The 26,625-nt window shown below is 67.8% G+C and carries 30 protein-coding genes and 1 tRNA gene; 24 read left to right on the forward strand and 7 right to left on the reverse strand.

Annotation, left to right across the window (positions count from 1 at the left end):
- The 9 genes from QP045_RS18330 to QP045_RS18370 form a co-directional block, all read left to right on the forward strand.
- A partial coding sequence (locus QP045_RS18330; protein WP_422516448.1) for a hypothetical protein occupies window positions 1–374 on the forward strand: 374 nt, incomplete at its 5' end.
- 134 nt (window positions 375–508) lie between these two features.
- Complete coding sequence (locus QP045_RS18335) at window positions 509–736, forward strand: hypothetical protein (RefSeq protein ID WP_422516449.1); 228 nt, start codon at window positions 509–511, stop codon at window positions 734–736.
- Window positions 733–906, forward strand: a complete 174-nt coding sequence (locus QP045_RS18340; protein WP_422516450.1) for a hypothetical protein — start codon at window positions 733–735, stop codon at window positions 904–906. Before QP045_RS18335 ends, QP045_RS18340 begins: the two co-directional genes overlap by 4 nt.
- 38 nt (window positions 907–944) lie before the next feature.
- A complete protein-coding gene (locus tag QP045_RS18345; protein WP_422516451.1) occupies window positions 945–1,187 on the forward strand; it encodes a hypothetical protein in 243 nt (80 codons plus the stop codon).
- Complete coding sequence (locus QP045_RS18350) at window positions 1,177–1,743, forward strand: lysozyme (RefSeq protein WP_422516452.1); 567 nt, start codon at window positions 1,177–1,179, stop codon at window positions 1,741–1,743. The genes QP045_RS18345 and QP045_RS18350 overlap by 11 nt, the downstream gene beginning before the upstream one ends.
- The gene (locus QP045_RS18355) at window positions 1,740–2,195 is read left to right on the forward strand and encodes a hypothetical protein (protein ID WP_422516453.1); all 456 of its coding nucleotides are present in this window, start codon (window positions 1,740–1,742) and stop codon (window positions 2,193–2,195) included. The genes QP045_RS18350 and QP045_RS18355 overlap by 4 nt, the downstream gene beginning before the upstream one ends.
- Window positions 2,196–2,250: 55 nt before the next feature.
- Window positions 2,251–2,418, forward strand: coding sequence for a hypothetical protein (locus tag QP045_RS18360; protein WP_422516454.1), 168 nt, complete (start codon window positions 2,251–2,253; stop codon window positions 2,416–2,418).
- Between the two features lie 377 nt (window positions 2,419–2,795).
- The gene (locus QP045_RS18365) at window positions 2,796–3,593 is read left to right on the forward strand and encodes a DNA adenine methylase (RefSeq protein ID WP_422516455.1); all 798 of its coding nucleotides are present in this window, start codon (window positions 2,796–2,798) and stop codon (window positions 3,591–3,593) included.
- A 136-nt stretch (window positions 3,594–3,729) separates the two neighbouring features.
- Window positions 3,730–4,947, forward strand: coding sequence for a tyrosine-type recombinase/integrase (locus tag QP045_RS18370; RefSeq protein ID WP_422516456.1), 1,218 nt, complete (start codon window positions 3,730–3,732; stop codon window positions 4,945–4,947).
- Between the two features lie 188 nt (window positions 4,948–5,135).
- Here QP045_RS18370 and QP045_RS18375 read toward each other — a convergent pair whose 3' ends face one another.
- Both QP045_RS18375 and QP045_RS18380 read right to left on the reverse strand, forming a co-directional pair.
- Window positions 5,136–5,993, reverse strand: coding sequence for a hypothetical protein (locus QP045_RS18375; RefSeq protein ID WP_422516457.1), 858 nt, complete (start codon window positions 5,991–5,993; stop codon window positions 5,136–5,138).
- A 403-nt stretch (window positions 5,994–6,396) separates the two neighbouring features.
- A complete protein-coding gene (locus tag QP045_RS18380; protein ID WP_422516458.1) occupies window positions 6,397–6,624 on the reverse strand; it encodes a hypothetical protein in 228 nt (75 codons plus the stop codon).
- A gap of 363 nt (window positions 6,625–6,987) precedes the next feature.
- Between QP045_RS18380 and QP045_RS18385 the strand changes: the two genes are divergently transcribed.
- Window positions 6,988–8,430, forward strand: a complete 1,443-nt coding sequence (locus tag QP045_RS18385; protein WP_422516459.1) for a DUF1800 domain-containing protein — start codon at window positions 6,988–6,990, stop codon at window positions 8,428–8,430.
- Between the two features lie 3 nt (window positions 8,431–8,433).
- Window positions 8,434–9,588, forward strand: coding sequence for a DUF1501 domain-containing protein (locus QP045_RS18390; protein ID WP_422516460.1), 1,155 nt, complete (start codon window positions 8,434–8,436; stop codon window positions 9,586–9,588).
- A 33-nt stretch (window positions 9,589–9,621) separates the two neighbouring features.
- On the opposite strand, the gene QP045_RS18395 is transcribed toward QP045_RS18390, so the two are convergent.
- Complete coding sequence (locus QP045_RS18395; RefSeq protein ID WP_422516461.1) at window positions 9,622–10,806, reverse strand: PQQ-dependent sugar dehydrogenase; 1,185 nt, start codon at window positions 10,804–10,806, stop codon at window positions 9,622–9,624.
- Window positions 10,807–11,060: 254 nt separating this feature from the next.
- Between QP045_RS18395 and QP045_RS18400 the strand changes: the two genes are divergently transcribed.
- On the forward strand, window positions 11,061–11,426 hold the full coding sequence (locus QP045_RS18400) for a glycine zipper 2TM domain-containing protein (RefSeq protein ID WP_422516504.1): 366 nt from the start codon (window positions 11,061–11,063) through the stop codon (window positions 11,424–11,426).
- A 60-nt stretch (window positions 11,427–11,486) separates the two neighbouring features.
- Here the strand turns inward: QP045_RS18400 and QP045_RS18405 are convergent, their stop codons facing one another.
- Together QP045_RS18405 and QP045_RS18410 are read right to left on the reverse strand one after the other, a co-directional pair.
- A complete protein-coding gene (locus QP045_RS18405) occupies window positions 11,487–11,951 on the reverse strand; it encodes a c-type cytochrome (protein WP_422516462.1) in 465 nt (154 codons plus the stop codon).
- 15 nt (window positions 11,952–11,966) lie between these two features.
- The gene (locus QP045_RS18410) at window positions 11,967–13,520 is read right to left on the reverse strand and encodes a PAS domain S-box protein (protein ID WP_422516463.1); all 1,554 of its coding nucleotides are present in this window, start codon (window positions 13,518–13,520) and stop codon (window positions 11,967–11,969) included.
- A 233-nt stretch (window positions 13,521–13,753) separates the two neighbouring features.
- Between QP045_RS18410 and QP045_RS18415 the strand changes: the two genes are divergently transcribed.
- From QP045_RS18415 to QP045_RS18425, 3 genes are all read left to right on the forward strand, one after another.
- Entirely contained in the window at window positions 13,754–15,337 is a 1,584-nt protein-coding gene (locus tag QP045_RS18415; RefSeq protein ID WP_422516464.1) for a hypothetical protein, read from the forward strand.
- Between the two features lie 67 nt (window positions 15,338–15,404).
- Window positions 15,405–18,083, forward strand: a complete 2,679-nt coding sequence (locus tag QP045_RS18420) for a TonB-dependent receptor domain-containing protein (RefSeq protein ID WP_422516465.1) — start codon at window positions 15,405–15,407, stop codon at window positions 18,081–18,083.
- Between the two features lie 221 nt (window positions 18,084–18,304).
- Window positions 18,305–18,472, forward strand: a complete 168-nt coding sequence (locus tag QP045_RS18425; RefSeq protein ID WP_422516466.1) for a hypothetical protein — start codon at window positions 18,305–18,307, stop codon at window positions 18,470–18,472.
- Window positions 18,473–18,654: 182 nt separating this feature from the next.
- Here QP045_RS18425 and QP045_RS18430 read toward each other — a convergent pair whose 3' ends face one another.
- Entirely contained in the window at window positions 18,655–19,332 is a 678-nt protein-coding gene (locus QP045_RS18430) for a prolyl hydroxylase family protein (RefSeq protein WP_422516505.1), read from the reverse strand.
- 131 nt (window positions 19,333–19,463) lie between these two features.
- On the opposite strand from QP045_RS18430, the gene QP045_RS18435 reads away from it, so the two are divergent.
- From QP045_RS18435 to QP045_RS18475, 9 genes are all read left to right on the forward strand, one after another.
- Window positions 19,464–19,540 (forward strand) — tRNA-His (locus QP045_RS18435).
- A 31-nt stretch (window positions 19,541–19,571) separates the two neighbouring features.
- Window positions 19,572–20,621, forward strand: a complete 1,050-nt coding sequence (locus QP045_RS18440) for a Glu/Leu/Phe/Val family dehydrogenase (RefSeq protein WP_422516467.1) — start codon at window positions 19,572–19,574, stop codon at window positions 20,619–20,621.
- Window positions 20,622–20,792: 171 nt separating this feature from the next.
- Window positions 20,793–21,518 carry a heme ABC transporter permease CcmC gene (ccmC, locus tag QP045_RS18445; RefSeq protein ID WP_422516468.1) on the forward strand — a complete coding sequence of 242 codons (726 nt, stop codon included), beginning with the start codon at window positions 20,793–20,795 and terminating at the stop codon, window positions 21,516–21,518.
- Window positions 21,515–21,643, forward strand: coding sequence for a hypothetical protein (locus QP045_RS18450; RefSeq protein ID WP_422516469.1), 129 nt, complete (start codon window positions 21,515–21,517; stop codon window positions 21,641–21,643). Before ccmC ends, QP045_RS18450 begins: the two co-directional genes overlap by 4 nt.
- Window positions 21,640–22,074: a cytochrome c maturation protein CcmE gene (gene ccmE, locus QP045_RS18455; protein ID WP_422516470.1), complete on the forward strand. Its 435-nt coding sequence runs from the start codon at window positions 21,640–21,642 to the stop codon at window positions 22,072–22,074. The genes QP045_RS18450 and ccmE overlap by 4 nt, the downstream gene beginning before the upstream one ends.
- Window positions 22,071–24,014 carry a heme lyase CcmF/NrfE family subunit gene (locus tag QP045_RS18460; protein ID WP_422516471.1) on the forward strand — a complete coding sequence of 648 codons (1,944 nt, stop codon included), beginning with the start codon at window positions 22,071–22,073 and terminating at the stop codon, window positions 24,012–24,014. Before ccmE ends, QP045_RS18460 begins: the two co-directional genes overlap by 4 nt.
- Window positions 24,011–24,535 carry a DsbE family thiol:disulfide interchange protein gene (locus QP045_RS18465; protein ID WP_422516472.1) on the forward strand — a complete coding sequence of 175 codons (525 nt, stop codon included), beginning with the start codon at window positions 24,011–24,013 and terminating at the stop codon, window positions 24,533–24,535. Before QP045_RS18460 ends, QP045_RS18465 begins: the two co-directional genes overlap by 4 nt.
- Window positions 24,532–24,945 (forward strand): cytochrome c-type biogenesis protein, encoded by a 414-nt coding sequence (locus tag QP045_RS18470; protein WP_422516473.1) that lies wholly within the window; start codon window positions 24,532–24,534, stop codon window positions 24,943–24,945. The genes QP045_RS18465 and QP045_RS18470 overlap by 4 nt, the downstream gene beginning before the upstream one ends.
- Window positions 24,945–25,625, forward strand: a complete 681-nt coding sequence (locus tag QP045_RS18475) for a tetratricopeptide repeat protein (protein WP_422516474.1) — start codon at window positions 24,945–24,947, stop codon at window positions 25,623–25,625. Before QP045_RS18470 ends, QP045_RS18475 begins: the two co-directional genes overlap by 1 nt.
- Here QP045_RS18475 and QP045_RS18480 read toward each other — a convergent pair.
- The gene (locus QP045_RS18480; RefSeq protein WP_422516475.1) at window positions 25,610–26,506 is read right to left on the reverse strand and encodes an AraC family transcriptional regulator N-terminal domain-containing protein; all 897 of its coding nucleotides are present in this window, start codon (window positions 26,504–26,506) and stop codon (window positions 25,610–25,612) included. The genes QP045_RS18475 and QP045_RS18480 overlap by 16 nt on opposite strands.
- Window positions 26,507–26,625 lie beyond the last annotated feature (119 nt).

Consider the following 26,625-nt stretch of genomic DNA (forward strand, 5'->3'; position numbering starts at 1 on the left):
GAGGGGCGCCAAACAACAATCAAGCGTGGGGTGGCGGGCAGGTGCGCCCCGGCCCCCAGATGGCGGGCACGCCAAAGGACTCGTATATCGCTTGGGCGCTCTCGTTCGACCGGTCTGCCGGCTACACTTTCCGTGCCCTCGGCGGTGGTCACACCATTGCGTCGCCGGAAGATGCAGCCGTTTGGATTGACTACCAGAAGTCGGTTGGCGCCCGGCATGTGTTCGGTGCGGTGGGCTACACCTCGCAGACTGTCATCGGCGAAATAGCGATGGCCGGCATCTACAAGAACGTCACCAAGACAGCAGCCGAGATGGATGTCCTGATCGCGTCGCTCAAGAGCCGCATGACGTTGCGCGGGATCACTGCCCTCTGAGGTAAGCCCCTCCGCGGCCCACCTGCGCGAGGGCCGCGGCCCACCATCAAAGGAGAACTGGCGATGCTCACCTGGGCAGGACTGCGCGCGTGAGTGCCGCCGATGTGGCGCCTCGGGCGCCGGCGTGGAAAGATATGCTGATGCTCGCCTGCGCCGTGATCGGCCCGGCCGCCGTCGTCGGCGGGGCGCTCCGGAGCGACGGTGGCCGCGACAAGCAGATCGATGACAACACCCGACGCATCGAGGCGCTCGAGGCAAAGGATCTCGCGAAGAGCGACATCCTGCAGAAGATCGACGGGCGCACGATCCGGATCGAGACGAAACTCGAGATGATGGTGCCCGCCAAGGAGGCTGTGCGATGATGGATCCTGCCGTCCTGCTGATCGTCGCGGGTTCTGTGCTGCAGGCGATCGCCCCGGCGCGGCGGCTCGCCACGCGCCTCGGATCCGGGCGGCTCGATTGGTTCGTCGTGACGCGCAACCCGCGCCTCGGATCCTCGATCCCAGCCCTGAAGCTGGACGCGCGGGGCTGACCGCCGGCGGCCGGCAGCCGCCATCACTGGAGAGACCGATGACAACCTTCGACTGGCGCCAGGTGCGGCGCTGGTGGTCCGTGCGCGTGTCCGCGCTCGGGGCGCTGCTGTTCGCGCTGCTGACCGCTTTTCCGGACCAGGCGCTCGCGCTCTGGATGGATCTGCCCGCCGGGATCCGCGCGTGGATCCCCGACAATATCGAGCGCGCGATCGGCGCGGCGTTGTTCGCCGCCGTCCTGGTCGCCCGCCTCATTCCCCAGGAGGAAGACGATGGCGAGTAAGAGCACCACGAAGAAGGGTGGCCTGGTCGCGATCGTCGGCGCGATCGCGGCATCTCTGCTCCTGACCAGCGTTCCGGCCGACGAAAGCGGCCGCAAGGTCGAGGTCACCGTCTCGCCGGCCGGCGACGCCACCGTGCGGCACGTCAGCGGGCCGCAGTACCTGAAGGCGTATCGCGATATCGCCGGCATCGCGACGGCCTGCGACGGCATCACGCGCGGCGTGAAGATGGGCCAGGTCTACACCGAGGCGCAGTGCGCGCAGCTGCTCGAGCAGGAGCTGGTCGCCCATGCCCTGGACGTTCAGGCATGCGTGCCGCAGCTGTGGCAGCCCGGGCGCGATCGCCAGCGCGCGGCCGCGATCTCGCTGGCCTACAACATCGGCACCAGCGGCTTCTGCGGATCCACGGCAGCCAAGCGGTTCCGCGCCGGCCGAACCCGGGAAGCGTGCGACGCCTTCCTCCTGTGGAACAAGGCCGGCCGGCCGCTGAAGGTGGTGCGCGGGCTGTCCGCCCGCCGCGAGCGCGAGCGCGCGCTCTGCCTGCAGGGTGTCGCATGATCGAGACGATCGCGAAGCTCGCGGTTCGCGCCGGCGTGCCCACCCGGGCGGCGAAGGCGGCCGCATGGTTGCTGGTGATGCTGGCGATCGCCGGCGCCACCGCGGCCGCGATCGCGTGGATCTACGGCAGCGGTCGCGGCGCTGGCGCCGACCAGGTGCGCGCCGCCGGCGTCGAGAAACACGACCAGGTCCGCGCCGAAGCCCGGCAGGACGAGCGCACCGCCGTCGACGTCGCCCGCGCCATCGATGCGCGCACCGCGCGCGCCGAAGCGCTCACCGATGCCCAGCTCCAAACCACGATCGAGGATCTCCGCAATGCGCTCGACACCGTCCCGCCTGCGCCTGGTAGCGCTGCTTTGCCTGCCGCTCCTGCCGACGGCCTGCGCGACACCCTCAACGCGGCCATCGATCGAGCGAACCGAGCGGGCGAGGATCCCCGCGCAGTCCGCTGATCTGACCAGGACGGAAACGCTGAAGCCCCTTTCGGCCACCCCGACGGGCGAGCTGATGACGATCGACAAGGGGATCCTGGCCGAGCTGGTCGAGCGCTTCGCCGAGGCCGTGGCCGCCGTGTCCAGGCTCAACGCTCGAATCGTCGCCGGCCGTACCGAGCGCCGGTGCATTGAGGCGATCTGGCAAACCGGCGTTGCGCCGGCGGATTGCCCCCGCGAGTAGCACCTCGACCGCTCATCCTGTGCGTGCCATAGGGCCGCTGCCGCTCCGGACTTAGCCGGAAGGAGTGGTCCGCGCGCGCGCGGCTCCAGGTTGACCGGTTCGCCGGGTGGCCTGCGAAATAGAAGACCTTCGGGGAATACGCGGGGCGCAGCCGCCTGGACTGCGCGGCTAACCACCCGGTACCAGGTGGTAGCGCGCAAGGCGCCGCCAGCGTGTTCCCCGAAGCCACCATCCAGTTTGCCAGTTTGCCAGTTTGCGCAATTTCGCAAACTCGACCCATCTCGCGCCGATCGGCGCGGGCACCGCCCCGCATTCGCGGCCGGCGGCCATCATGCGCGCGTAGCCGACGTGCTTCTTCCCTGAAGGACCAAGACTGCATGAACGCGCCCACCGCGATCCGTACCCCTGCGCCCTACATCGGCGGCAAGCGCAACCTGGCCAAGCGCCTGTGCGCCATCATCGATGCCCAGCCGCACCGCACCTATGCGGAGCCGTTCGTCGGCATGGGCGGGATCTTCCTTCGTCGATCGAGCCGGCCGGCGGCCGAGGTGATCAACGACCTGTCCAGCGACGTCGCCAACCTGTTCCGCATCGCCAAGCGGCATTACCAGCCGCTGGTCGACGAGCTGCAGTGGATGCCGGCGTGTCGCGAGGAATTCGAGCGCCTGAAGCGGGTCGACCCGACGACGTTGACCGACATCGAGCGCGCAGCGCGCTTCCTCTATCTGCAGCGCCTGGCGTTTGGCGGGAAGGTGGTCGGCCGCGGGTTCGGTGTGGCCCGGGACGCAGCCACCCGCTTCAATGCGGGCCGCGTCCGCGCGGATCTGGCGCTGCTGCACACTCGCCTCGAGCGCGTTGTCGTCGAGCAGCTGCCCTATGCGGATCTGATCCGTCGCTACGATGGCGCCGGCACGCTGTTCTACCTCGATCCGCCCTATTGGGGCAGCGAGGGCGACTATGGCGCCGACGCCTTCGGCCGCGACGATTTCGCCCAGCTGGCCGACCAGCTCGCCGGCATCGCCGGCAAGTTCATTCTGTCGATCAACGCCACGGAAGGCAGCCGAGAGGTGTTCGGCCGCTTCAACATCGAGGACGTCGACACGACCTGGACGATCGGCACCGGCAACCGTGCCGGCGCCAAGAAGGTCACAGAGCTGATCGTCCGCAACTTCTGATTGGGGGTATCGGCAGGGGTATCGTGCCCCAGCCGACTACGCCGAAGCCGCGGAAAACCGCGCATCCCGCACGAGCGCGGCGGACAACCTGTCCGCCGTGTTCGCGGCCTCTTCGTGCTTTCGAGTAGGAATCGACATGCTGACAAACGCGACCGTGAAGACCGCGCGCGCCGACGCGCGCCCGTACAAGATGACCGACGGCCAGGGGCTTTTCCTGCACGTCGCCCCGACCGGCACGAAGTCATTCCGCATGAAGTTCCGCATCGGCGGCAAGGAGCAGCTGCTGACGTTCGGCACCTGGCCGGAAGTATCACTGGCCGAGGCGCGCGAGCGCCGCGATCTGGCGCGCGAGCAGCTCGGCCGCGGCGAGGATCCCCGCACCAAGGCGCCAGCCGCGGCCGCGAAGCCGTCGACGTTTGAGGACGCCGGCCGCGCCTGGCACGCGCACCAGCGCCCGACCTGGACCGAGGTCCACGCCGGCGACGTCATGGCCAGCCTCGAGCGCGACGTCTTCCCGGTCATCGGCGCCATGCCGCTGGCGGCGATCACGCCGCCGGTGGTGCTCAACGCGCTGCGCGTCGTGGAATCGCGCGGAGCGCGCGAAACCGCCCGCCGCCTGCGGCAGCGCGTCTCGATGATCTTCGCGTTCGCGCAGTCGGAGGGGTGGTGCGAGCACGACCCGGCCGCGGTGATCGGCCGCGCCATGAAGGCGCCAGGGCGTCGCGGCCAGCAGCCGGCGCTGACCGAGCTGGACGACGTGCGCGCGCTGCTCGCGGAGGTCGACGCGCTTGAAGCCGGGCCCTCGTCCAAGCTCGCGTCTTCGTTCCTGGCGCTGACCGCGGTGCGCTTGGCGGCCGTGCGCGGCGCCCGGTGGGACGAGTTCGAGGATCTTGAGGGCCCGTCGCCGCTGTGGCGCGTGCCAGCGGCACGCATGAAGCTCGCGGCAGCGAAGAAGACCGACGCGCGGCACGACCACCTGGTGCCGCTCAGCCCGGCCGCGGTGGAGATCCTGCGCGCCGCCCGCGCGAATATGCATCCGGGGCATGCAAATATGCATGATCTGGTGTTCCCAGGGCGGTCGGGATCTCGCCCGATCGGCGAGGCGGCGATCGGCGCGCTCTACGCGCGGACCTCATTCGCCGGCCGCCACGTCCCGCACGGCTGGCGGGCGAGCTATTCGACCATCCTCAACGAGCTGTTCCCGGAAGATCAGGGCGCGATCGACCGCGCATTGGCGCATGCGCCGAAGGACAAGGTCGAGGCAGCGTACAACCGGGCCCAGCATCTGCAGCGTCGTCGCGAACTGTTCGATGCGTGGGCGGATCTACTCACTGGATCGGAAGGGCGCCGCTGACGCGCCGCCGGGGGCGGGTGGCACGGTTCGTGCTCCTCCCCCATCGCTGAGCCCGGGGCGGCGCAAGCCGCCACGTTCCGACAGCCGGGTCTTGGCTGTCGGGGGGAGGGGTAGGGCCATTTCGGCCTTGGGGGAGCATCAAACCTGCATGGCTTCGCCTGAGCGAAGCCATTCCTTTCAGGTATCTATCAGATACCCCCGGTTTCATCGCTGGTGGAGGATTCGCCCTTTTGGCTGTCGCGCGCGTCGACGGCTGCGGCAATCCGCCGGAGCGTCTCGCCCAGCAGCGTGTCGCCGTTCCAGGTGAGCGTATGGCGGTCCTGGGCGGATAGGTGCTCGAGCATCGCCTCGAACTGCTCCTTCTCGCGTTTGCGCCGGTCGGCCTCGCATTCGGGTGTGGGCGCCTTGCGGAACAGGCGGCTGAGCCAACCCTGCAGCGGCTTGGGGCACAGCAGGGCGTAGGCGTTGCTCGCCTGCTCTACCTGCTGCCCGCCTGGCTCGGGGTTCTCTACGGGCTTGCTTCGCCGCATCCAGTGGAGGAAGCCGTGCCGCCTAAGGCGCTTCAGCGCCTCATGTACCGCCGAGTAGGCGCGGCCGATCGCGGCGGCGATCGTCCGGATCGCGGGGTCGAGACGGCCGGTGGCATAGTCCACCGACGAGTAGAGGAATTCGAGAACCTCGATCCCCACTTCGCCTAGGTCGCCATTGCGGGTGCCGGGCTCGACCTCCCGGCGCTTTGCCCGGGTGCGGATCTCATACTGCTTGGCTGCCTTGAGCAGCGCGGCCGTCCAGCGCTTACCACCGCGCGCCGTGCCGCCGCCGATCGGCTTCCAGACGCGGTCCTCGACCTGGCCGACCGTATAGCTGTTGCGCCAGACCGGCTGGCCGCTGCGCGGGCTGTCGCCGCGGTTGAAGCGCGCGCGACTCGCGCGATCTGGTGTGATGCCGGCCGCGGCGAAGGCGAAGGCGCCCAGCGGGGCAGGACCGTTTGGGGTAGAAGATGCTCGCGCGGATCCGCGCTGCTGAAAGGTAGAGGCGTGCGACATCGCGTCGGCTCCCGCTTGGGAAGTCGATGGGAGCGAGGGCCGACGGGCGGCACCTCGCGGTCGATGAAGCTGGTGTTCGGGTGAGTCAGCCCTTCCGCGGGAGTTACGCGGTTGCCGATTCGGAGCCCGATTTTCTGCGGTGTGTGACGGCGGAGGAAAGTCGAGTGACCCGTCAAAAGTGACGGAAACGCGTACTGTTCTGTTCGTTCACACCGCAGGGGTCGCTGGTTCAATCCCAGCCGCGCCCACCATATAGTCTCTGCGTTATCCGGTCGTTCCCAGCCTAGCCTGGGGATGCCGGATAGCGAGAGTATCGCGTCGATGACGCGCAGCGCGCAGACGCGTGTGCTCGGAAAATTCCTGAACAAAGATCTCGGACGCAGCCTGACGGGTTCGCAGGGCCTTAGCTGATCTCGTCCGCGTGAAGGATCGTGATGGGGCCGGGGCCCAACTGCTCGGCGTCCACACCTGCGGCAACATGGTACACGCTTCGCACCGTGAATACCCGCACGATGGTGGGATCTACGACGGAAGCGATGCCGATGTCTTCGCCGATCCGGGGGAGGCAAGCAAACTCAGACTCTGCAACCTTGTTGCCCAATGGGCCTGCGTGAATCGAAACCTTCACCATGAATCACTGCGTTCCTGAAACTGGGAATATGCCGACGTTCACCATCATGGCTGCGCGTGCAGGTCCGCGCCCGAACAAGATGGCCCAGTGGCGAAATGTTAGTCTGCGGTCCCTTTCTACCGGAATAACGTCGCTTCGGGATAAGCTTTGGGCGGCTTTTCAAGGTGCTGTTGCTCACAATTGGGACATGGCGACCGATGTCATCGGCCAGGGCGCTTCGCGCCCTACCGCCGCGCGATAACCATCGTCGTAAACAGGGAGCGGCGCGCCGGCCGGACATGCTCCTGATTCCCCTCGCGATTTTGGCGCGGTTCGCCTATGTAGGACGGCATTGGGGGGCGTGTTTTTGCCGAGGTCCCGTCCGTGAGCAAGACCAGTATCGCTCTGACCCGTTTCGGTCTGGGGGCGACACGCGATGCGGTTCCGCCAGCGGATCCACAGGGCTGGCTTGTTGCACAGTTCGACCGTTTCGAGCCCCGACCCGGGCCTATTGCCGGCGTATCGTCCAGTGCCGTGATATCCCGGCAGCTGTTCGAACACGCTACCCGCCAGCGCGAGCTGCGGCGGGCGAACGCGGCCCGGATGGAGGGTGCGGAGCCGGCAACCCCGCAGGCGACGGGGCGCGACCTCTTGCGCGAATTGAACCAGGAAGCTGGGCGGAACGCCCGCGCGGAATATTTCGCGGCGGTAGGTGCGCGCGTGAACAGCGCACTGGAGACGCAGGCTCCTTTCGTAGAGCGGCTGGTGCATTTCTGGGCGAACCATTTCGCGGTCTCTGCCGAGAAGCTGGAGGTGATCGGCCTCGCCGGCAGCCTCGAGTTCGAGGCCATCCGCCCGCACGTCCTCGGCCGCTTCGGCGACATGCTTGCGGCGGTGGAACGTCATCCTGCGATGCTGATCTATCTAGACCAGGCGCTGTCCGTGGGACCGGCCAGCATCGTCGGGCAGCGGATCGCGGCAGAAGGAAAGCGCCGCGTCGGGATCAACGAGAACCTCGCACGCGAAATCCTGGAGCTGCATACGGTCGGAGTGGGGAGCGGCTACACGCAGGCGGACGTGACCGAACTGGCGCGGGCACTGACGGGCTGGTCCGTCAGCGGCATCAGCCGGCGCCCCGGAGCGCGCCTCGATGGTTCCGAAGGTCCGCCGGGCGCCTTCTTCTTTGCGGCGAAGGTGCACGAACCCGGCGACCGGACGGTCCTCGGCAAGCGCTATCCCGAGGGTGGGGAGGCGCAGGCGGCGGCCGTGCTCGCCGACCTGGCCGTCCAGCCCGCGACCGCCGCTTTCCTCGCCACCAAGCTCGCGCGTCATTTCGCCGGCGATGCGCCGCCCAAGCCGATGGTCGAGCGGCTGAAGCGCGCCTATCTTCAATCAGGCGGAAACCTGCCGACCGTGTACCAGGCGATCCTGTCGTCTCCCGAGGCGTGGAATGCCAAGCCCACGAAGTTCAAGACGCCCTGGCAATGGACGATTTCGAGCTATCGTGCGCTGGGGATCCGGAACGTGCAGCCACGATCCGTGGCCGGCCTGCTGGAACAGCTGGGGCAGCCGGTGTGGAAGCCGGGATCGCCCGCCGGCTATGCCGATACGGCCGCCAACTGGGCCGGGCCCGATGCACTGATGCGCCGGGTGGAAGCCGCGGAGCGCTTGGCAGCCCGATCCCCGGGGGTGGACGGACGGATTCTTGCGAAGCGGCTGTTCCCCTCGAGCCTAAGCCCCGCCACCGCCGAGGCACTGGACCGCGCGGAAAGCCCGTCGCAGGCTTTGGCGCTGCTGCTCGTCTCACCCGAAATGATGCGGAGGTAAGCGTTGATCGACCGTCGTACCCTGCTCCACAGCGGCGGCCTGGCAGCGCTGTCGATGGCGGCAGTGCCGAAAATGGCCTTTGCGCGCGCCGAGACCGACCAGCGGTTCATCTTCATTATCCAGCGGGGTGCCGCGGACGGGCTCGGGATCGTGGCGCCAACCGGCGATCCCGCCTACGCCTCCCAGCGTGGCAGCCTTGCAGAGGCGTTCGCGTCGGCGCCGAAGCTCGGGGACACCTTCTCCCTGCACCCGGCGCTCAGGCACACGCTGGGGCTCTATCGCCACGGCGAGGCGCTGTTCGCCCATGCCGTCGCCTCGCCCTATCGCGAGCGATCCCATTTCGACGGCCAGAACGTACTGGAGACGGGGGGCAGCAGGGCGAACCAGCTCAATGACGGCTGGATGAACCGCATGCTCGAACTGGTGCCCTCGGGCGCTGCGAAGGCGGTGGCGGTTTCCACGACCGTGCCCATGGCGCTCCGGGGCCCGAACGAAGTTTCCTCCTATGCGCCATCCGCACTTCCGGGCGCGTCGGACGATCTGCTCCAGCGCGTCACCATGCTGTACGAAGGCGACAGTCAGCTACACGCGCTCTGGAGCAAGGCGCTGGCGACGCGGGAAGTGACGGGCGACCTTGCGGTGAAGGGGCGGCAGGATGCGGCGGCGACCGGTGCTCTCGTGGCCAAGCTGCTCCTGCCGGCGAACGGCGCAAGGATCGCGATGGTGGAGACGGGAGGTTGGGACACCCACTCGCGTCAATCGCCACGGCTGGATGCCAATCTGACGAGCCTCGACGCGATGATCGGCGCCCTGCACGCGGGTCTCCGTCCGGTCTGGCCCCAAACGACCATCCTTGTCGCGACGGAATTCGGCAGGACCGTTGCGGTGAACGGCACGGGCGGCACCGATCACGGCACCGCCGCCTGTGCACTGCTGCTGGGCGGCAGCGTGGCCGGGGGGCGGGTCCTGACGGACTGGCCGGGTCTTGCCTCCGGCCAGCTTTACGAGGGGCGGGACCTGCGCCCGACGATGGAACTGGACGCGCTGATCGCCGGTGCGGTAGCCGGCAGCTTCGGCATCGATCCCGCGCGCGCGGCCTCGGTGTTGTTTCCCGGCGCCACCAAAGGCAGGCGCATCGACGGTCTGGTTCGCGCCTGACGAGAGGGGCAGTTTTGCGCCGGGCCCGGGCGCTCAGCGTGGCGTCAGTTCCACCAGAGCACCGCCGCCACCATCGCGCAGGACCCAGAGCGATCCGTCGGGACCGTCCTCCACCTCTCGGGTGCGGGAGCCGAGGCTGATGCGTGCGACCTCGCGCGCCTGATTGCCTTCCACCCGCACCCGCACGAGACCCTGCTGCACCAGCCCGGCGAGGAGGAAGTCGCCGGTCCATCCGGTAAAGCGGGTGCCGCGATACTGAATCATCCCGCCGGGCGCGATCACCGGCGACCAGCTCACGAGCGGTGCGGTGTACGCGCTGTTGGTCGGGTGGCGGGGAATGGAGGTGCCGTCGTAATTGTCGCCCTCCGACACGCGCGGCCAGCCATAGTTTTTTCCCGGTTCGATCAGGTTGAATTCGTCGCCGCCGGCGGGCCCCATTTCAGACGAAAACAGGCGACCATCCGTAGCGAACACCAGGCCATAGGGGTTGCGGTGGCCCAGGCTCCAGATCTCGGGCCGGGCGCCGGCGGTCGATGCGAAGGGATTCCCGGCCGCCGGGGTGCCGTCGAGGTTGATGCGGACGATCTTCCCGAGCGTGCCGGCCATGTCCTGGGCCGGAGCGCCCTGCTGGCGCTCACCCGTGCTGATAAACAGGTACCGGCCATCGGGCGTGAAGGCGAGCCTGCCGCCGAGCTGGCCGCCCGTCGTGGTCGGGACTGCGCGCCAGACCACCACCAGATCGTCCAGGCGCGGTGCACCGGCAAGGTTGAGGGTCGCACTGGCGACGGCCATGCGTTCGCCGCCTTCGGCGGGCTCGGCATAGGTGATCCAGATGCGGTTGTTCGACGCGAAGGCCGGGTCCAGAACCACTTCCTGCAGCCCGAGCTGGCCCGAAGAGCGAACCCGCGGTACGTTGCTTACCGCCGTCTTCGCCCCCGCCTGGGTCACGAGCTGAAGCCGCCCGGGCTTCTCCGTCACGAGCAGGCGTCCGTCCGGAAGAAACACCATCGCCCACGGATTGTCGAAGGTGGCGACCACGCGCTGATCGACGGCCGTCACCGGCGCGGGCGCCGGGGTGGGGGAGGGCGTCGGAGTTGGCGTCGGGGTCGGCGTTGGTGACGGGGCCGGCGGCGGCGGAGGGCTCGAACCCCCGTCGTCGCCGCCACAGCCGGCGAGGCTGACGGCCATCATGAGCGGGAGAAAGCTACGTGCGCGCATGGCTGGCGGTTCCTCTGGGCGACCGGTCGATCCGCGTTCAACGCCTCGTCCGGCGGGAAGATGCACGGCCGCCCGGCACGCTTTTCACGCCCCGGTTCCAGGTCTGCCAGTCCCGTCAGGATGAACCAAAGCGGGAGGTCGCGGGTTGGCTGATGAGACGCGCCCGTGCTTCGGCTTTGTCGAGCCCGCGTGCGCCTTGGTAGTTTTGGAGCAACGGGAGCTCAATTTTGAATACGACCATTCTGAAGATCGCAATGGGCATGGCCTGCGCCCTGCCGCTGGGCGCCTGCATGGGCAATGATAATGGCCGCCCCGGCTACAACAGCCAGAGGGGCTATGGTCAGCCCAGTTATCAGCAGCGCGGTCGCGAAACCCGCCGTGAGGGCGAACGGCGTCGCCGGCTTGCCGAGAACGATCGCATCTATCGCGGTAATGATGGGCGCTACTACTGCAAGCGCGACGACGGAACCGAAGGCACGATCATCGGCGGCCTGGCAGGCGGCATCCTCGGCAACATCATCGCGCCGGGCGGATCGAAGACGCTTGGCACGATCCTGGGCGCCGGTGCGGGTGCACTGGGCGGCCGCGCAATCGACCGCAACAGCGTCGAGTGTAACTAAGGTCCGGTATCCGGCGCGCGGCACGCGCGCGTCGGAACCCCTATAGTTGAGGCGGCCCCGTCAGCGCGTCGGAGAGGCGGCCGGCGCGTCGCCCTGAAGCGCGAGATAAGCGATCAGGTCCGCCCGATCGACGCCATTGCGCATTCCGGCGTAGATCATTGAAGTCCCCGGCGCGACGCGATGCGGGTTCTCGATCCACGCATCCATGCGCTCCGGCGTCCAGCTTCCCCCGATCGACTCAAGCGCCGCGGTATAGTTGAACCGCGCGCTGCCCTGCGCGACCGGGCGGTTGATGACGCCGTAAAGGTTCGGGCCATTCCGGTCGCCACCGCCCTTTGCAATGGTGTGGCAGGCCGCACACTGGCGGAACAGCCGCAGCCCCTTGTCGGCATCGGCGCTTGCCAGCCTTTCGGCCAGTGGCGCGCGCGAACGTTCCTCGGAACGGCGCGGGTCATCGGCGGGTTTGCCGCATCCCGCCAGAGTCGCGAGGCTGACGATCGCGAGGAGGGTTCCCCGTGCGTTCATGCGCATGACGGACATTTATACCGAGAGCATGCGAAGCAGCCCGTCGACCGAATAGGGCTTTTGGAGGACGGTGAAGCCGTAGTGGCCTTCTTCTGCCAGGACATGGCTGTAGCCGCTGGTGAGCACCACGCGCAGGTCCGGCCAGCGCTGGCGGATCTGCTGCCCGAGCGCGACCCCGTCCATTCCCGGCATGACCACGTCGGAAAAGACCAGGTCGAAATGGCTGTGCCCCGCCTCGAGCAGGCGGAGCGCCTCTGCGGCGCTCTTTGCCCAGGTGACGGTCTGTCCGAGTTCTCCGAGCAAGGTGCTGGCGAACTCGCCGACGGTTTCGTTGTCTTCCACCAGCAGGACATGACGGGCGGGAACGGGGGCAACGGAGCCTTGTGATGCCCCCGCGTCCGTCGCGGTTGTTTCCGGCGCCTCGGGAAGGAACAGGCAGAACGCGCTGCCTTCCCCAACCTTGCTCGTGACGCCGATCTCGCCGCCCGATTGCTTGGCAAAGCCATAGACCTGGCTGAGGCCGAGGCCGGTACCCTTGTTGACCGGCTTGGTCGTGAAGAACGGCTCGAAGATGCGCTCCAGGGTTTCGGGCGTGATGCCGGAGCCGGTATCTTCCACCCTCACCACCACGAACGCGCCATCGGCGGCGGCATGCCCGCGGGTGGGCGGGATGCTGTCCGCACGTGCTGCGCTGATGCGGATCAGGCCACCGTCCGGCATCGCGTCGCGTGCGTTGATGACCAGGTTGAGCACGGCCGTCTCGAACTGGCTGGGATCCGCCTCGACCGATCCGACGCCATCCGGGACCTGGATCTCCAGCGTGACAGTTGCGCCGACGGTCGTGCGCAGGATCTGTTCCATGCCGCGGATGCGCTCGGCCACGGCAAACCGCTCGGGTCGCAACGGCTGGCGGCGGGCGAAGGCAAGCAACTGACCGGTGATCCGCGCGGCGCGGTCGGCCGTGTCGGCGATCGCCTGCACATAATGGGCCCGCCGCTCTTCGGAGAGACCGGGGCGCTGGAGCAGGTCGGCCGAGGAACGGATGACGGTCAGCAGGTTGTTGAAATCATGCGCGACGCCGCCGGTCAGTCGGCCGATCGCCTCCATCTTCTGCGCCTGCGAGAGGGCGTGACGCGTGCGGTCGATCTCTTCCTGAGCCTGGCGGCGCTCGGTGATGTCGCGGGTGATCTTGGCGAAGCCGACGTGCCGTCCGTCCTCGTCATAGACAGGATCGATGACGACACTCGTCCAGAAGCGCGAGCCGTCCTTGCGTACACGCCACCCCTCCGCCTCGAACTTGCCTTGGTCGAGCGCGGTCTGGAGCGCGTGCGCCGGCAGGCCGGAGGCGCGGTCTTCGGGCGTATAGAAACGGGAGAAGTGCTGACCGATGATTTCGTCCGCGGTGTAGCCCTTGAACCGTTCCGCACCGGTGTTCCAACTGCTCACCCGCCCATGGGCGTCCAGCATGTAGATCGCGTAATCTTTGATCGACTGCAGAAGCAGTTGAAGGCGAAACTCAGAATTGGGTCCGAAGGGCGGCGGCTCCTGGGTGCCAGATGGGCTGTTCATGCGCGCAGGCATAAGGCTTCGTCACGTCCAAAGCGAGACCGGAACTGTAGCGCAACGACGTCCGGGCAGGGAATGTCACGGAACTGCAACGAACCTGTCACGGCCCTGACCCGCGAGTCACATCAACATGTCACCTCCGCTGCCTAGCAGGGCGGCGAGGCCGATGGGGGGAACGTCCTCCGATCGGTCACGCCTGTCCTGCAAGCCCGGGCGCGTCCCGGAACGGAGATTCCATGGCCGACCTGAAGCGCATTAGCCTGATCCTGCTGACGAGCTGCGCCGCGATGGCGCTGGCCGGCTGCGACGGTTCCTCGAGTGTGGCATCCCCCGGCGAAGGCACGGTGGTGATCCCGGGAACCCCGACGCCGACGCCCACGCCAGGTGCCACCCCGACGCCCGCCCCGGGAACCCCGGCGGCGGACTGCCCGACCGGCACCAGCAACGTGGGCGTGATCGGCAACTATCGCGCCTGCCGCCTGCCGTCGCAGATTACCTCCGCGCTCTCGCTGCCGAAGGTCGCCGGCGTCGCCTATGAGATGAACGGCCGGGTCGACGTCGGGGTGGACATCGGCGGCGCCGGTAATGCGCCGAGCGGCGTCAGCGCCACGCTGACCATCGCGCCGGGCGCCATCGTCTATGCGAACACCACCAACAGCGACAACGACTTCCTGGTCGTCAACCGGGGCTCGCGCCTGATCGCGGAAGGTACCGAGACCCAGCCGGTCATCTTCACCGCTCAGCAGAACCTGACCGGCGAAGTGACGGACGAAACCCAGGGGCTGTGGGGCGGCATCATCCTTGCCGGCCGCGCGCCGATCTCGAACTGCAACGCCACCGTGACGCCCGGAAGCGCCGAGTGCGAGAACGTGGTCGAGGGCACCAGCACTGCACTCTATGGCGGCGCGATCCCGACCGACAGCAGCGGTACGCTGCGCTACGTCCAGATCCGCTATTCCGGTACCGTCATCAGCCCGAACAACGAGCTGCAGGGGCTGACCCTCGGCGGCACCGGATCGGGCACCACGATCGACCATATCCAGGTCCATAACAGCTCGGATGACGGCATCGAGATCTTCGGCGGCCGCACCAACCTGCGCTACCTCGTCATGACGGGCGCCGACGACGACAGCCTGGACACCGATGTGGGTTGGCAGGGCTTCGTCCAGTTCCTGCTGGCGATCCAGAAGCCGAACAACACGCAGAGCGACAATTACGCGACCGAGATCGATTCGAACGGCAATGAGGACGTGCTGCCGCGCCAGCGCTACAACCTCGCGAACTTCACCTTCGTCCACACCTCCAGCGCGACCAATGCAGCGATCCGCATCCGTGGCGGCGCCGACGCGCGCTTCGTCAACGGCATCGTCGTAAGCCCGGTCGCCTGCCTGAACATCGTCGCGGGCGCCGACGCGAGTGGCAAGACCACCATCCGCCCTGCCAACCCGGCGCTCGATGACCAGGGTCCGCCGATGTTCAACTCGGTGCTGTTCGGCTGCGCTTCGCCCTATGCGGAGACCACGGTGAACAACATCACCGTGACCAGTGCCGAACAGCGCGCGGTGTTCACGGCCGGCACCAACAACCTCGAAAGCGGGACCGGGCTGCTCGCCAGCACCTACTTCCCGGCGGGTGCGGCGCTGACTGCGACGCCGTTCGACGCCTCGACGCTCAATCCCGCGGGCTCGAGCTTCCTGGTCAAGACCAGCTATGTGGGCGCGGTCAACGGGTCGACGGACACCTGGTACCAGGGTTGGACCTGCAGCTCGAACCGCGCGACCTTCGCGACCAGCGCCAGCTGCACCGCGCTTCCGAACTGAAGTCAAAATGGGGCGGGGGACCATCGCGTTCCCCGCCCGCGCATCTTTCCGACCAGACGGGGCAGCCATGAAGAAGACCGTGTTTCTGACAACTCTGCTCGCCTCGTCCGCCTGGGCGCTGCCGGGACAGGCGCAGACCAGCGCTACGCCGGCCTCGCCGCCGGCCAGCACCACCATCGCGCCTGACGCCGGTGCCACCGCCGAACCCGACGTCGACGTTTCCGCCCCGGGCGGCGACATGGGCGCCGAAATCGTCGTCGTCGGCCGCAACATCCCGGACGCGGTCCGCGCGACCCCGCAGGTCGTGAACGTCCTTTCCACCGCCGATATCGCGCGCACGGGGGAGGGCGACATCGCCGGTGCCCTTCAGCGGGTGACTGGCCTGTCGGTCGTCGGCAACGGCTTCGTCTATGTTCGCGGCCTCGGCGACCGCTATTCCTCGTCGCTGCTCAACGGCTCGCCGTTGCCGAGCCCGGAGCCGCTGCGCCGCGTGGTGCCGCTGGACATCTTCCCGACCAACGTCATCGCCTCGGCGCTGGTGCAGAAGAGCTACTCGGTGAACTACCCCGGCGAGTTCGGCGGTGGCGTCATCAATCTTACCACCCGCGCGGTGCCGAAGGAGACCTTTCTCCAGATCGGCGGCACGATCAGCGCGGATACGGTGACCACCAGCGAGCTCGGCTATGTCTATGACGGTGGCCGCTACGATTGGACGGGCTTTGACAGCGGCGAGCGCAAGGTGCCGCGCTTTATCAAGGCTGCCGGCGCGGATGGCGCTTCGATCACGCCCGCGCAGCTTGCCGCCATGTCCAATGCCCCGACCACGTTGCTCCAGGAGAATGCGCAGCTTCCGGCGAACTACTCCGGGGAACTGAGCTTCGGCACTTCCAAGGACCTGGGCGGCACCCGCGTCGGCGTCATCGCGGCGGCGGGCATCAGCAACACCTGGCGCACCCGCGACGCGATCCAGCAGGTCACCGACAGCCCCGATGCGATCCTGCTGCGGGACTTCCACACGGTGCTGACGGACAACCGCGCGGTCGTGAACGGCCTGCTCGGGCTGGGCGCGGAGTTCGGCGAGAACCGCGTCCGCTTCACCAACCTCTATGTCCACGACACGCTCAAGCAGGGCCGCCTTTCGCGCGGATCGACCGCGAACATCGGCACGCTGCCGGGGGGCATCGACCCCTTCATCACCCAGAACACCAACTGGTTCGAACGGCAGCTGATCGACAGCCAGCTGGTCGGCGAGTTCAAGCTGGGCGACGTCTCGCTCGACCTGCGCGGCGCCTATGCGAACACGCAGCGCAATGCCCCGTATGAGCGCGCCTTCACCTACCAGTACAACGAGCGGCTGCAGCGCTACACCGACAATCTTTCCGGTCTTCAGTCGGCGAGCGTCGCCTTCAGCGAGCTCGACGAGGACCTGTGGTCCGGCCAGGCAAACGTCAGCTGGAAGGTACCTGCCGCGCGCGAGATCCTGCTGTCGGCAGGCTATGCCTATAATGACACCGACCGCGATTCGACGCGCTACACCTTCCAATATTCGGCGGCGAACAACGGCGCGCTCGACCCCGTGGTCGCGCAGCTGCGTCCGGACTATCTGCTGTCCGACTACACGGTGCTCACCAACGGCATCTACCTGCGCAACACCTCGACCGGGCAGGGCGCAGCCGCCTATCGCGCAAGCCTGCGCGTCCATGCCGGCTATGCGCAGGCGGAGGCGGAGATCGCCGACGGCCTGCGCGGCACGCTCGGCGTGCGCTACGAGGATGCGGTGGAGGAGGTGACTCCATCGGGCAACGCCGCGGCCACGCGCCTTGCCAACGACTATTGGCTGCCCGCGGCCACTGTCACCTGGAACTTCGCAGAGGACATGCAGCTGCGCCTGCACGCGTCGAAGACGCTCGCGCGGCCGCAGTTCCGCGAACTCGCGCCGCAGCTGTATCAGGATTTCGAAAGCGACCGTCTGTTCTTCGGAAATGCGTTCCTGAAGGACTCGCAGCTCTATAACGGCGAAGCACGGTTCGAATGGTATTTCGCGCGCGACCAGCGACTGTCGCTCGCCGGCTTCTACAAGAAGATCGACGATCCGATTGAGGCGGTTGCGTTTTTCCCGGCAGGTACCGACACCCTGCAGACCGGCTTTGCCAATGCGCCATCCGCACGGCTGTTCGGCGGCGAGATCGAGTTCCAGAAATACGTGCCGCTGGCGGGGCTGGGCGGAGATTTCTTTGCCACCCGCCGCCTCGTTCTGATCGCCAACTACACGTACACCGATTCCAAGATCAAAGCCGACGATACGCTGATCGCAAGCCCGCTCCAGTCCGGGACCGAGCCGGTGCTGCGCCCTGCCAACATCCTGTTCAAGGATGGCGCGCCCCTGACCGGCCAGTCGGATCATCTGGTGAACCTGCAGTTCGGCATCGAGGATACCGAGCGGCTGTCGCAGCTGACGGTGCTGTTCAACTATGCGAGCGACCGCGTCACCAACCGTGGTCCGGTGGGCGGCGGGGGCGGGGTGCGGCTGCCGGACCTGATCGAGAGGCCGGGCATTCGTCTGGACGTTGTCGGGCGTCAGGGCATCCTGGTCGCCGGCAAGACGATCGAGCTGAAGGCAGAGGCACGCAACCTCACCGGCACCCGCTATCGCGAGTCGCAGACCTTCGCCGAGGGGCAGCGAGTCGACATTAACAGCTATCGCCTGGGTCGAATTTTTTCGCTGGGTGCCAGCATCACCTTCTGAGGGATGTTAGCCTGTCGCTTTCTTAGTAGCGCTAACCATGAGGGAAGAAAGCACTAAGCATCGTCTCGGATGATACTGCCGGCCGATCATGTAGCCCGGGCGTCGGGCGCAGGACTCCGGCAGGGATTTGCGCTATGTAACTCAAGTAAAGGACGCGCGGGCGAAGAAGGGGCATAGCCGTGCCGCGGGGCGGTTTTCAGGAACCGTGATCGGAGAGCGAGATGCAGCGGGAAGACGACATCCAATATTATTACAAGCGGGCAGAGACGGAGCTGGAACGTGCGCAGACCGCGTCCAATCCGGCGGTCATGAAGGTCCATTATCTGCTTGCCGGCTATTATCTGGACAGGGTCTACAACCGTGATCTTCCGCCCGCCCACGCCGGCTAAGAGGGGGCCGACCCCGGCGGAGCTGGAGCGCCAGGCGCTCGCTGCGCCGTCGCTAGCGGAGGCGCAGGCGATCGCCCAGTATGCCGACCAGCTGCGACGCCACAGCGGCAGCGGATCGTTCCGACCCCGCGCTATCGTGTCGTCCTTTTTCCGTAACTAGCCGGGCGCCGACCGGCCTCGGCTCACCAGCCCCAGGGACGTTCGCGGAACCACTTGGTCAGCACGTATTTCGTGCCGGCGCGAACCTTCATCCCGTGGTGGATGGTCGAGGGATTGCAGCTTCCGTCCGGCCGCTTGTTGTTCCAGGCGAGCAGCTTGCCGGTTTCGGGCTGGACGATCTTGTCGATCGCCTTGAAGCGCGTCGCGCCGCCTGCCTCGGGCACGTTCAGATAGAGCATCACCGTCCAGGTGCGGTTGCCCGCCACCCCGCAGAATTTGGGAAAGTCGACGCCGTTCGGCTCGAAATAGTCGGTATGCGCCTTGAACTCCTGCCCGACGGCGTAGCGCTGGCCCTGCAGCGGCTCCCCATGGTCAGGGTCGATGCCGCAAAAGGCGTGGATGCGCGCCTCCACCTCGGCCACCTGCGGGTCGTCGCGATCGAGGTCGCAGGTCTCGCTGGTGCGAAAGGCCGCGTCCCCATTGGCATCCGAGAGGGTGGAGGGGCGGCGGGTCGCGTCGATGCGCGCGATCATCTCGGCGCAAAGCTGTGGCGACAGAAAGTCACGAACCATGAACAGCGTCAGCTTGGGGCTGGGGACCCGCTGCACGCCCGGATGCGACAGGATGCGCTCGATAATCGGCTTGGCAGGGAAGCCGGAGCCGAGCGAGGGGCCAGGGGAGGGAGGTGCGAGCGTCTGCATGGGCTGTTCTCCTGCCAGAGCCCGACCGGCGATGCCATCGCGCGGGGCGGGGCGACCGACAATCTTTGCATCGGGCATGCGACACCACCTTGACGAACTTCGCTCGTCGCGTCTAAGCGGCCGGCTTCGCGGCGACCGTAGTTCAATTGGTTAGAGCGCCGGCTTGTGATGCCGGAAGTTGCGGGTTCAAGTCCCGTCGGTCGCCCCACTCCTTTCCCTGACACGCGGATATTCAGCCAGTGCAGACCGACTGGGGCTTCCCCGATTTCGACGATCACGAAGGCGTGCATCTCTTCTCGGATCGGGAGACCGGCCTCCAGGCGGTGGTCGCGGTTCATTCCACCAAGCTGGGTCCTGCGGCAGGCGGCGTGCGCTTCTGGCATTATGTCGACAGCGCTGCTGCGATCACGGATGCGCTGCGCCTCTCGCGCGGCATGAGCTACAAGAACGCGATGGCCGGCCTGCCGCTGGGCGGTGGCAAGGGCGTCATCCTGGCGGACTCCGCCCGCACCAAGACTCCCGCGATGTTGGAGGCCTTCGGCCGCGCGGTCGAGTCGCTGGGCGGTCGCTACATCACCGCCGAGGACGTCGGTATTGCCGAAGCCGACATGACTGCGATCGCGCGGGCGACGCGCTATGTCTCCGGCCTTCCGGTCGAGGGCGAAAACGTCGGCGGCGACCCCGGACCCTATACGGCCAAGGGCATCTATCTGGGCGTGTGCGCCGCTGCGCAGCGTGCGCTGGGTGCCAGCGACATGAAGGGTGTCCGGGTTGCGGTTCAGGGCCTGGGCAGCGTCGGCGGTCGGCTTGCGCGCATGCTGGCAACCGATGGCGCGGTTCTGACGGTGGCGGACGTCGATGCCGCCCGTGCGCAGCGCTTTGCGGACGAACTCGGCGCGACTATCGTTGCGCCTGACGCCGTGCTCACCAGCGAAGTCGATATCGTCAGCCCCAACGCGCTCGGCGCAATCCTGGACGCGACGTCGATCGACGCCCTGCGCTGCAAGGCTGTCGCAGGCGGCGCGAACAACCAACTCGCTGCACCCGAAGACGGTGCGCGGCTGCAGGCGCGCGGCATCCTCTACGCACCCGATTACGTCATCAACGCGGGCGGCATCATCAACGTGGCGCTCGAATATCTCGGCCAGGGCGACCGCGCCGAGGTAGACGCACGCCTCCACCAGATCCCCGAGCGCCTCGTCGAGGTATGGGACGAGGCAGAGCGTACGGGCGCATCGGATGCCGATGTCGCCGACAAGATCGCGCAACGCCGGATCGGCCGCGGCTAAGGCGTCCGGGCGGTCCGCATGGGACCGCTCACCACCGGCAATCTCAAGGGCCGTCGGCGCCGCGTCGCGCGCCCAGTTTGACCGCGCGCAATGTTCCGGGACGCGCAATCGCCGAATAAGCGAGGATCGGGGTGACGCCCGGGTCAATTTCGCTTAACCCTGTGGCTGACTGTGCCGACCCTTCACGCCTTTGCCAATCCGACGCGTTTCCTGTCGATCGCCCGTCCACTGACGCCGGTGCTGCTCGCGCTCGGCGCAGCGCTGCTGGCGTTCGGCGCGTGGGCGGGGCTGACGCAGACGCCGCCCGACTATCTGCAGGGCGAGACGGTCCGCATCCTCTACATCCACGTACCTACCGCCTGGCTGGGCATGGGCGGCTGGAGCGGGATCGCGATCTCCAGCATCGTCTACCTGGTGTGGCGGCACCCGCTGGCGGTGATCGCCGCGCGGGCCGTCGCCTTGCCGGGCGCGGTGTTCGCGGGCCTGTGTCTGGCGACCGGATCGATCTGGGGCCGTCCGACCTGGGGGACGTGGTGGCAGTGGGATGGCCGGCTGACGTCGATGCTGCTGCTGTTCTTCGTCTACCTCGCCTATCTCGCGCTCTCCCGCGCCGATGCGGAGCGGGACGGGGACGGCCGCATCCCGGCGCTGTTCGGTATTGCTGGCACCGCCTTGCTGCCGGTCATCCGTTATTCCGTGATCTGGTGGCGGACGCTGCACCAGGGGCCGAGCATCACGCTCTCCAAATCCACGATCGACAACAGCATCCTGTGGCCCCTCGGGTTCACGCTCGCGGGCTTTTCGCTGCTGTTCGTCGCCATCGTGCTGATGCGGATGCGGGCGGAGCTTGCCCGTATCAAGGTAGAGGCGCGCCTGCGCCGCATGGCCGCCGCATGAATCCCTGGCCGTTCGTGATCGGCGCCTATGCGCTGACCCTTGGCGGCACCGCGGCGATGGCCGCCGCCGCCTGGTTCGCGATGCGACGCGCCGAAGCCCAGGCCGAGCGCCAGAGGAAGAAGTGAAGCCAAAGCATCAACGCCTGACCCTGGTGGGGCTTGCCGTCGCCGCCGTCCTTGGTGCGAGTGCGCTCGCGCTGTCCGCCCTGCAGGAAGAGGCCGCCTTCTTCTACGCGCCTTCCGATGTCGCAAAGGCGGCGCCACCCACGGATCGCGCCGTGCGGCTGGGCGGCATGGTCGCGCCCGGCTCGATTCAGCGGCAGCCGGACGGCGTCACCATCGCCTTCACGGTTACCGACGGCGCAGCGCAGGTGCCGGTGCGGTTCAGCGGGATCGCGCCCGACCTCTTCAAGGAAGATTCGGGGGTCGTCGCAGAGGGGCGCTTCCGCCCTGACGGCAGCTTCCTTGCCGACAATCTGCTGGCCAAGCACGACGAGCGCTACATGCCGCCTGAAGTTGCGGGCAAGATGCACAAGACCGAGACGCTCGAGCCATGATCGCCGAAGCGGGGCTCGCCGCGCTGTGGCTCGCCGCGGCGCTGGCGCTGCTGCAACTGCTGGCGGCGGCGCTCGGGCTGCGGATGACGCGGGGGGCTACGCCTGCGGCAGGCGGTGTCGAATTGCTGGGCGCGGTGCGGCCGGTCGCGGTGGTGCAGGGCCTGCTCACCGCCGTTTCGTTCGGCGCGTTGATCCTGGTGTTCGCGCGAACCGACCTGTCGGTGCAGCTGGTCGCGCAGAACAGCCACACCGCCAAGCCGATGCTCTACAAGATCGCGGCCGCATGGGGGAACCATGAGGGCTCGATGCTGCTGTGGGTCACGGTGCTGGGCCTTGCCGGTTCCGCGATCGCGCTGCTGGAGAAGCGGCTGGATCCGCGCACGCTGGTAGCGACGCTGGGCGGGCAGGCGGCGATCGCGCTGGGCTTCTTTGCCTTTCTGCTGGTTGCATCCAACCCGTTCTCGCGGCTGAACCCGCCGGCGGTGGAGGGGATGGGGCTCAATCCGCTGCTCCAGGACCCGGGCTTGGCCTTCCATCCGCCGACGCTCTACTTCGGCTACGTCGGGCTGTCGGTCGCCTTCTCCTTCGCCATCGGCGCGCTGGTCACGCGCGACGTGGGCCCGCAGTTCGCCCGCGCGATGCGGCCCTGGGTACTCGGCGCCTGGATCTTCCTGACGCTCGGGATCACCGCCGGCAGCTATTGGGCTTATTATGAGCTCGGCTGGGGCGGCTGGTGGTTCTGGGATCCGGTCGAGAACGCCTCGCTGATGCCGTGGCTGGCGGCGACCGCGCTGCTGCATTCGGTGACGGTGCTTGCGACCCGGGACGGTCTTCGTGCCTGGACGGTGATGCTGGCAGTCGTGGCCTTTTCGATGTCGATGCTCGGCACCTTCCTGGTGCGGTCCGGCATCCTCACCAGCGTCCACGCCTTTGCGGTCGATCCTACCCGCGGAAGCTTCATCCTGGCGCTGCTGGTGCTCTACATCGGCGGCGCGCTGACGCTGTTCGCGCTGCGGATCGGCACCGTCCGGCAGGGCGCCACCTTCGAGCCGATCAGCCGAGAGGCTGGGCTGGTGCTCAACAACCTGCTGCTGTCCGTGATCCTGGGCATCGTGCTGATCGGCACCCTCTACCCGCTGGTGGCGCAGGCGATGGACGTGCAGCTCTCTGTCGGCCCGCCATTCTTCAACAAGACCGTGGGACCGATCACGCTGGTGCTGGTGATCGCAATGGGCGCCGGGCCGATGCTGCGCTGGCGCCGGGACAGTGCGCGAGCGCTCGGCCGCCGGATGCTGGTGCCTGCGATCGTCACGGCCGTGGCGCTGGTGGCGGTGCTGGTGCTCACCCCAGGCATCGGGATCCTCTCGATCCTCGGCCTCGTGCTCGCCCCCGGTCTGGTCGTCGCCAGCGTGGCGCCCCTGTGGGGACGCAAGCTGCGCCGGACGCCGCTGTTCACCTGGGGCATGGTGATCTCTCACCTGGGCGTGGCCGTCAGCCTCGCCGGCATGGCCAGCGAAAGCGCCTTTACCCGGGAAGTTCTGGTGGCCGCCAGCGTCGGCGAGACTCACGAGGTCGGTCCTTATCGCGTCACCCTGGAAGGCGTGCGGCCGGTGATCGGGCCGAACTGGACCGCGATCGAGGGGCGGATGCGGGTCGAGCGCGGCAACCAGCGTTTCTGGATGGCGCCGCAGCAGCGCTATTTCGCCACCCCGCCGACGGAGACCAGCGAAGCCGCCATCTCCAGCGCGCTCGATGGCCAGCTCTATGTCGTGCTGGGCCAGGCGAGCGAGGGCGGTCGCCGGCAGCTGCGCCTCTGGTGGAAGCCGTTCGTGATCCTGATCTGGGCCGGTGGCGGGCTCATCGCGCTCGGCGGCCTCCTGTCCCTGATCGGGCGGTTGTGGCGCGAGCGGCGCCCGGTCGTACGGGAGGGATACGCATGAGGCGGTGGCTGCTCTGGGCGCCGCTGGCCGCCTTTGCCGTGCTCGCGGGGCTGGTTGCCTACAACCTCCGCCCGACCGACACGACGATCCGCTCGCGGCTGGTCGGCAAGCCGCTCCCTGAGTTCAGCTTGCCGGCATCGGTCTCCGGCAAGGCGGGCCTTTCCGACGCGGCGTTCCGCGACGGCAAGCCCAAGCTGCTCAACGTCTTTGCCAGCTGGTGCGTGCCGTGCGTGGCGGAAGCGCCCAAGCTGTTGCGGCTGAAGGAAGCGGGCGCGGACATTCGTGCGGTCGCGATCCGGGATCGCTCCGCGGACGTGCAGCGCTTTCTGGCCGAGAATGGCGATCCCTATGCCGCGGTGGGCGACGATCCCACGAGCCAGGTTCAACTCGCGCTCGGTTCCTCGGGCGTGCCGGAGACCTTCGTGATCGATGGCAAGGGCATCATCCGTGCGCAGCATATCGGCGACATTCGCGACGATGACGTGCCGGCGCTGCTCCGCGCGCTGGAGCAAGCGCGATGACCCGCCTCGCGCTCGCTGCGCTCTTCCTGTTTGCAGCCTCGCCCGCGCTCGCCCAGTCTGGCCTGCCGCCGGCGCCGCTTGCCTATAACCAGCTTCCCGATCCCGCCAAGGAGGCGGAGGCCAAGGCGCTGATGAACACGCTGCGCTGCCTGGTGTGCCAGGGGCAGTCGATCGCCGACAGCGATGCCGAGATGGCCGGCGACATGCGGGCGCTGGTGCGCGAGCGGATCGACCGTGGCGAAAAGCCCGAGGCGATCCGCGCCTGGCTGATTGAGCGTTACGGCAGCTATGTGAGCTACGACCCCCCGCTGGATGCGGCGACGCTGCCGCTGTGGATCGCCCCGCTGGTGCTGCTGGCGGTCGGTATCCTGCTCGCCCGAAGCAGCATTCGCCGGCGCAGGAGGCATTGATGGGCTGGTTGATGCTGGGCCTGCTGGCGATCCTCTCGGGCTTGCTGCTGTGGCGGCTGCGTGTCGCGCCGCAGCTGTGGACGCTCGTCGGCGCCGCGCTGATGCTGGGCGCCGTTGGCTATTCGGTACAGGGCCGCCCCGGCTTGCCGGGCGTGGCTGCCGAGGGCCAGCGGGAGCGCCGCACGATCGACCCGAGCCTCAAGGAATTGCGCCAGGCGATGTTCGGGCGTTTCAATTTCGAGGAAAGCTATTTCATCGCCTCGGACGCGCTGCTGTCGTCGGGCGCCGTCGCACCGGCCGCGCAGGTGATGCTGGGCGGCGTTCAAAAGGCGCCGCAGAGCGCGGCGCTATGGACGTGGCTCGGCATGATGCTGGTGGAAAAGGACGGCGGCACGATGTCGCCCGCTGCCAAGCTCGCGTTCGAGCAGGGAATGCGCCTGGCGCCGGAGCATCCGGGGCCGCCGTTCTTCTATGGTCTGGCGCTGGCCCGCACCAACGACTTCGCCCGCACCCGCGCGTTGTGGGCGCGGGCGCTGGCGCTGACGCCGCGGGACGTATCCTACCGCCAGGATATCGCCGTCCGGCTGGTGCTGGTCGACCGGTTGCTCGCCCTCCAGGCACAGGAGCGCGCGGCAGGGATTGCGCAGCCGCAACCGTCGGATGCTCAGGCGACCAGGTAATCCGTCGACGCGCGCAGCCGCTCGACGTCGCGGCTCGGCGGCAGTCCCATCGTGCGGGCATATTCGCGGCTGAACTGGGATGGGCTGCCATAGCCGACCTGAAAGCCCGCCGTCGCTGCGTCCAGCCCTTGCGCGATCATCAGCCGGCGCGCCTCCTGCACGCGCAGCTGGGTCCGGTACCGCAGCGGGCTGAGCCCGGTGACGGTGCGGAAATGCTGGTGGAAGGCCGACGCGCTCATCCCCGCGACTTCCGCGAGGGCGTCGATCGACACCGGCTGGGCATAATGGTGGCGCAGCCACTGGAGCGCGCGGTTGAGCTTGTCCCCCTGCGGGCCGGCGGCCATCTGGCGAAGCAGGGACCCGGCGGGACTGCGCAGCAGGCGCCAGAGCAGCTCCCGTTCCAGCAGCGGCGCGAGCGCGTCCCGGTCCTCGGGCGCGTCCAGCAATGCCAGCAACCGGCACGCGGCATCCACCATCTCGGCCGTCGTCTCGCCCAGGATCAGCCCGCGGATCGGCCGCTCTGGCTGTTCTCCGGCGATCGAATGCTCCGCGACCATTTCTGCGACGCGGGCGCTGTCCAGGTGCAGGACCATGCATAAATAGGGGGCGTCGGCGCTGGCCTGCGTCACCGCGCCCACCACCGGCAGGTCGACCCCGGCGAGCAGGAAGGTGCCGGGATCATAGAAGAACCGGCTCGTGCCCAGCTGCGCCTCCTTGCCGCCCTGCGCGACCATGCACAGCGATGGCGCGTAGACGGTGGGCGTCGGGGTCGTGACGGTGGCGGATCGTATAAGCGTGACGCTCGCCAAGCACGTCTCGTGGAAGCCGTCGCCGGGGGCGTGGCGCTCGATCAACCCGGCAAGATCGCGGATGCTGTTCATGGCAGCCCTGCTTCCACGGCGGGCGCCGCCGCGCAAGCCGCCGGACGCCTTTCCGGAGGATCGTGCAAGCATCGCGGACTCGCTGTCTACCGCCTGCCGGCTCCCGAGGCGCACAAAGG

This window comes from Sphingomonas sp. 3-13AW (assembly GCF_049311085.1).
In the GTDB taxonomy this organism is placed as follows: domain Bacteria; phylum Pseudomonadota; class Alphaproteobacteria; order Sphingomonadales; family Sphingomonadaceae; genus Sphingomonas.

What these genes read in the sequence shown, in the direction of transcription:
- QP045_RS18335 (WP_422516449.1), top strand. Translation starts at nt 509, where the DNA reads ATGCTGATGCTCGCCTGCGCCGTGATCGGCCCGGCCGCCGTCGTCGGC.
- QP045_RS18340 (WP_422516450.1), top strand. Translation starts at nt 733, where the DNA reads ATGATGGATCCTGCCGTCCTGCTGATCGTCGCGGGTTCTGTGCTGCAG.
- QP045_RS18345 (WP_422516451.1), top strand. Translation starts at nt 945, where the DNA reads ATGACAACCTTCGACTGGCGCCAGGTGCGGCGCTGGTGGTCCGTGCGC.
- QP045_RS18350 (WP_422516452.1), top strand. Translation starts at nt 1,177, where the DNA reads ATGGCGAGTAAGAGCACCACGAAGAAGGGTGGCCTGGTCGCGATCGTC.
- QP045_RS18355 (WP_422516453.1), top strand. Translation starts at nt 1,740, where the DNA reads ATGATCGAGACGATCGCGAAGCTCGCGGTTCGCGCCGGCGTGCCCACC.
- QP045_RS18360 (WP_422516454.1), top strand. Translation starts at nt 2,251, where the DNA reads ATGACGATCGACAAGGGGATCCTGGCCGAGCTGGTCGAGCGCTTCGCC.
- QP045_RS18365 (WP_422516455.1), top strand. Translation starts at nt 2,796, where the DNA reads ATGAACGCGCCCACCGCGATCCGTACCCCTGCGCCCTACATCGGCGGC.
- QP045_RS18370 (WP_422516456.1), top strand. Translation starts at nt 3,730, where the DNA reads ATGCTGACAAACGCGACCGTGAAGACCGCGCGCGCCGACGCGCGCCCG.
- QP045_RS18375 (WP_422516457.1), bottom strand. Translation starts at nt 5,993, where the DNA reads ATGTCGCACGCCTCTACCTTTCAGCAGCGCGGATCCGCGCGAGCATCT.
- QP045_RS18380 (WP_422516458.1), bottom strand. Translation starts at nt 6,624, where the DNA reads ATGGTGAAGGTTTCGATTCACGCAGGCCCATTGGGCAACAAGGTTGCA.
- QP045_RS18395 (WP_422516461.1), bottom strand. Translation starts at nt 10,806, where the DNA reads ATGCGCGCACGTAGCTTTCTCCCGCTCATGATGGCCGTCAGCCTCGCC.
- QP045_RS18400 (WP_422516504.1), top strand. Translation starts at nt 11,061, where the DNA reads ATGGGCATGGCCTGCGCCCTGCCGCTGGGCGCCTGCATGGGCAATGAT.
- QP045_RS18405 (WP_422516462.1), bottom strand. Translation starts at nt 11,951, where the DNA reads ATGAACGCACGGGGAACCCTCCTCGCGATCGTCAGCCTCGCGACTCTG.
- QP045_RS18410 (WP_422516463.1), bottom strand. Translation starts at nt 13,520, where the DNA reads ATGAACAGCCCATCTGGCACCCAGGAGCCGCCGCCCTTCGGACCCAAT.
- QP045_RS18415 (WP_422516464.1), top strand. Translation starts at nt 13,754, where the DNA reads ATGGCCGACCTGAAGCGCATTAGCCTGATCCTGCTGACGAGCTGCGCC.
- QP045_RS18420 (WP_422516465.1), top strand. Translation starts at nt 15,405, where the DNA reads ATGAAGAAGACCGTGTTTCTGACAACTCTGCTCGCCTCGTCCGCCTGG.
- QP045_RS18425 (WP_422516466.1), top strand. Translation starts at nt 18,305, where the DNA reads ATGCAGCGGGAAGACGACATCCAATATTATTACAAGCGGGCAGAGACG.
- QP045_RS18430 (WP_422516505.1), bottom strand. Translation starts at nt 19,332, where the DNA reads ATGCAGACGCTCGCACCTCCCTCCCCTGGCCCCTCGCTCGGCTCCGGC.
- QP045_RS18450 (WP_422516469.1), top strand. Translation starts at nt 21,515, where the DNA reads ATGAATCCCTGGCCGTTCGTGATCGGCGCCTATGCGCTGACCCTTGGC.
- QP045_RS18460 (WP_422516471.1), top strand. Translation starts at nt 22,071, where the DNA reads ATGATCGCCGAAGCGGGGCTCGCCGCGCTGTGGCTCGCCGCGGCGCTG.
- QP045_RS18465 (WP_422516472.1), top strand. Translation starts at nt 24,011, where the DNA reads ATGAGGCGGTGGCTGCTCTGGGCGCCGCTGGCCGCCTTTGCCGTGCTC.
- QP045_RS18470 (WP_422516473.1), top strand. Translation starts at nt 24,532, where the DNA reads ATGACCCGCCTCGCGCTCGCTGCGCTCTTCCTGTTTGCAGCCTCGCCC.
- QP045_RS18475 (WP_422516474.1), top strand. Translation starts at nt 24,945, where the DNA reads ATGGGCTGGTTGATGCTGGGCCTGCTGGCGATCCTCTCGGGCTTGCTG.
- QP045_RS18480 (WP_422516475.1), bottom strand. Translation starts at nt 26,506, where the DNA reads ATGAACAGCATCCGCGATCTTGCCGGGTTGATCGAGCGCCACGCCCCC.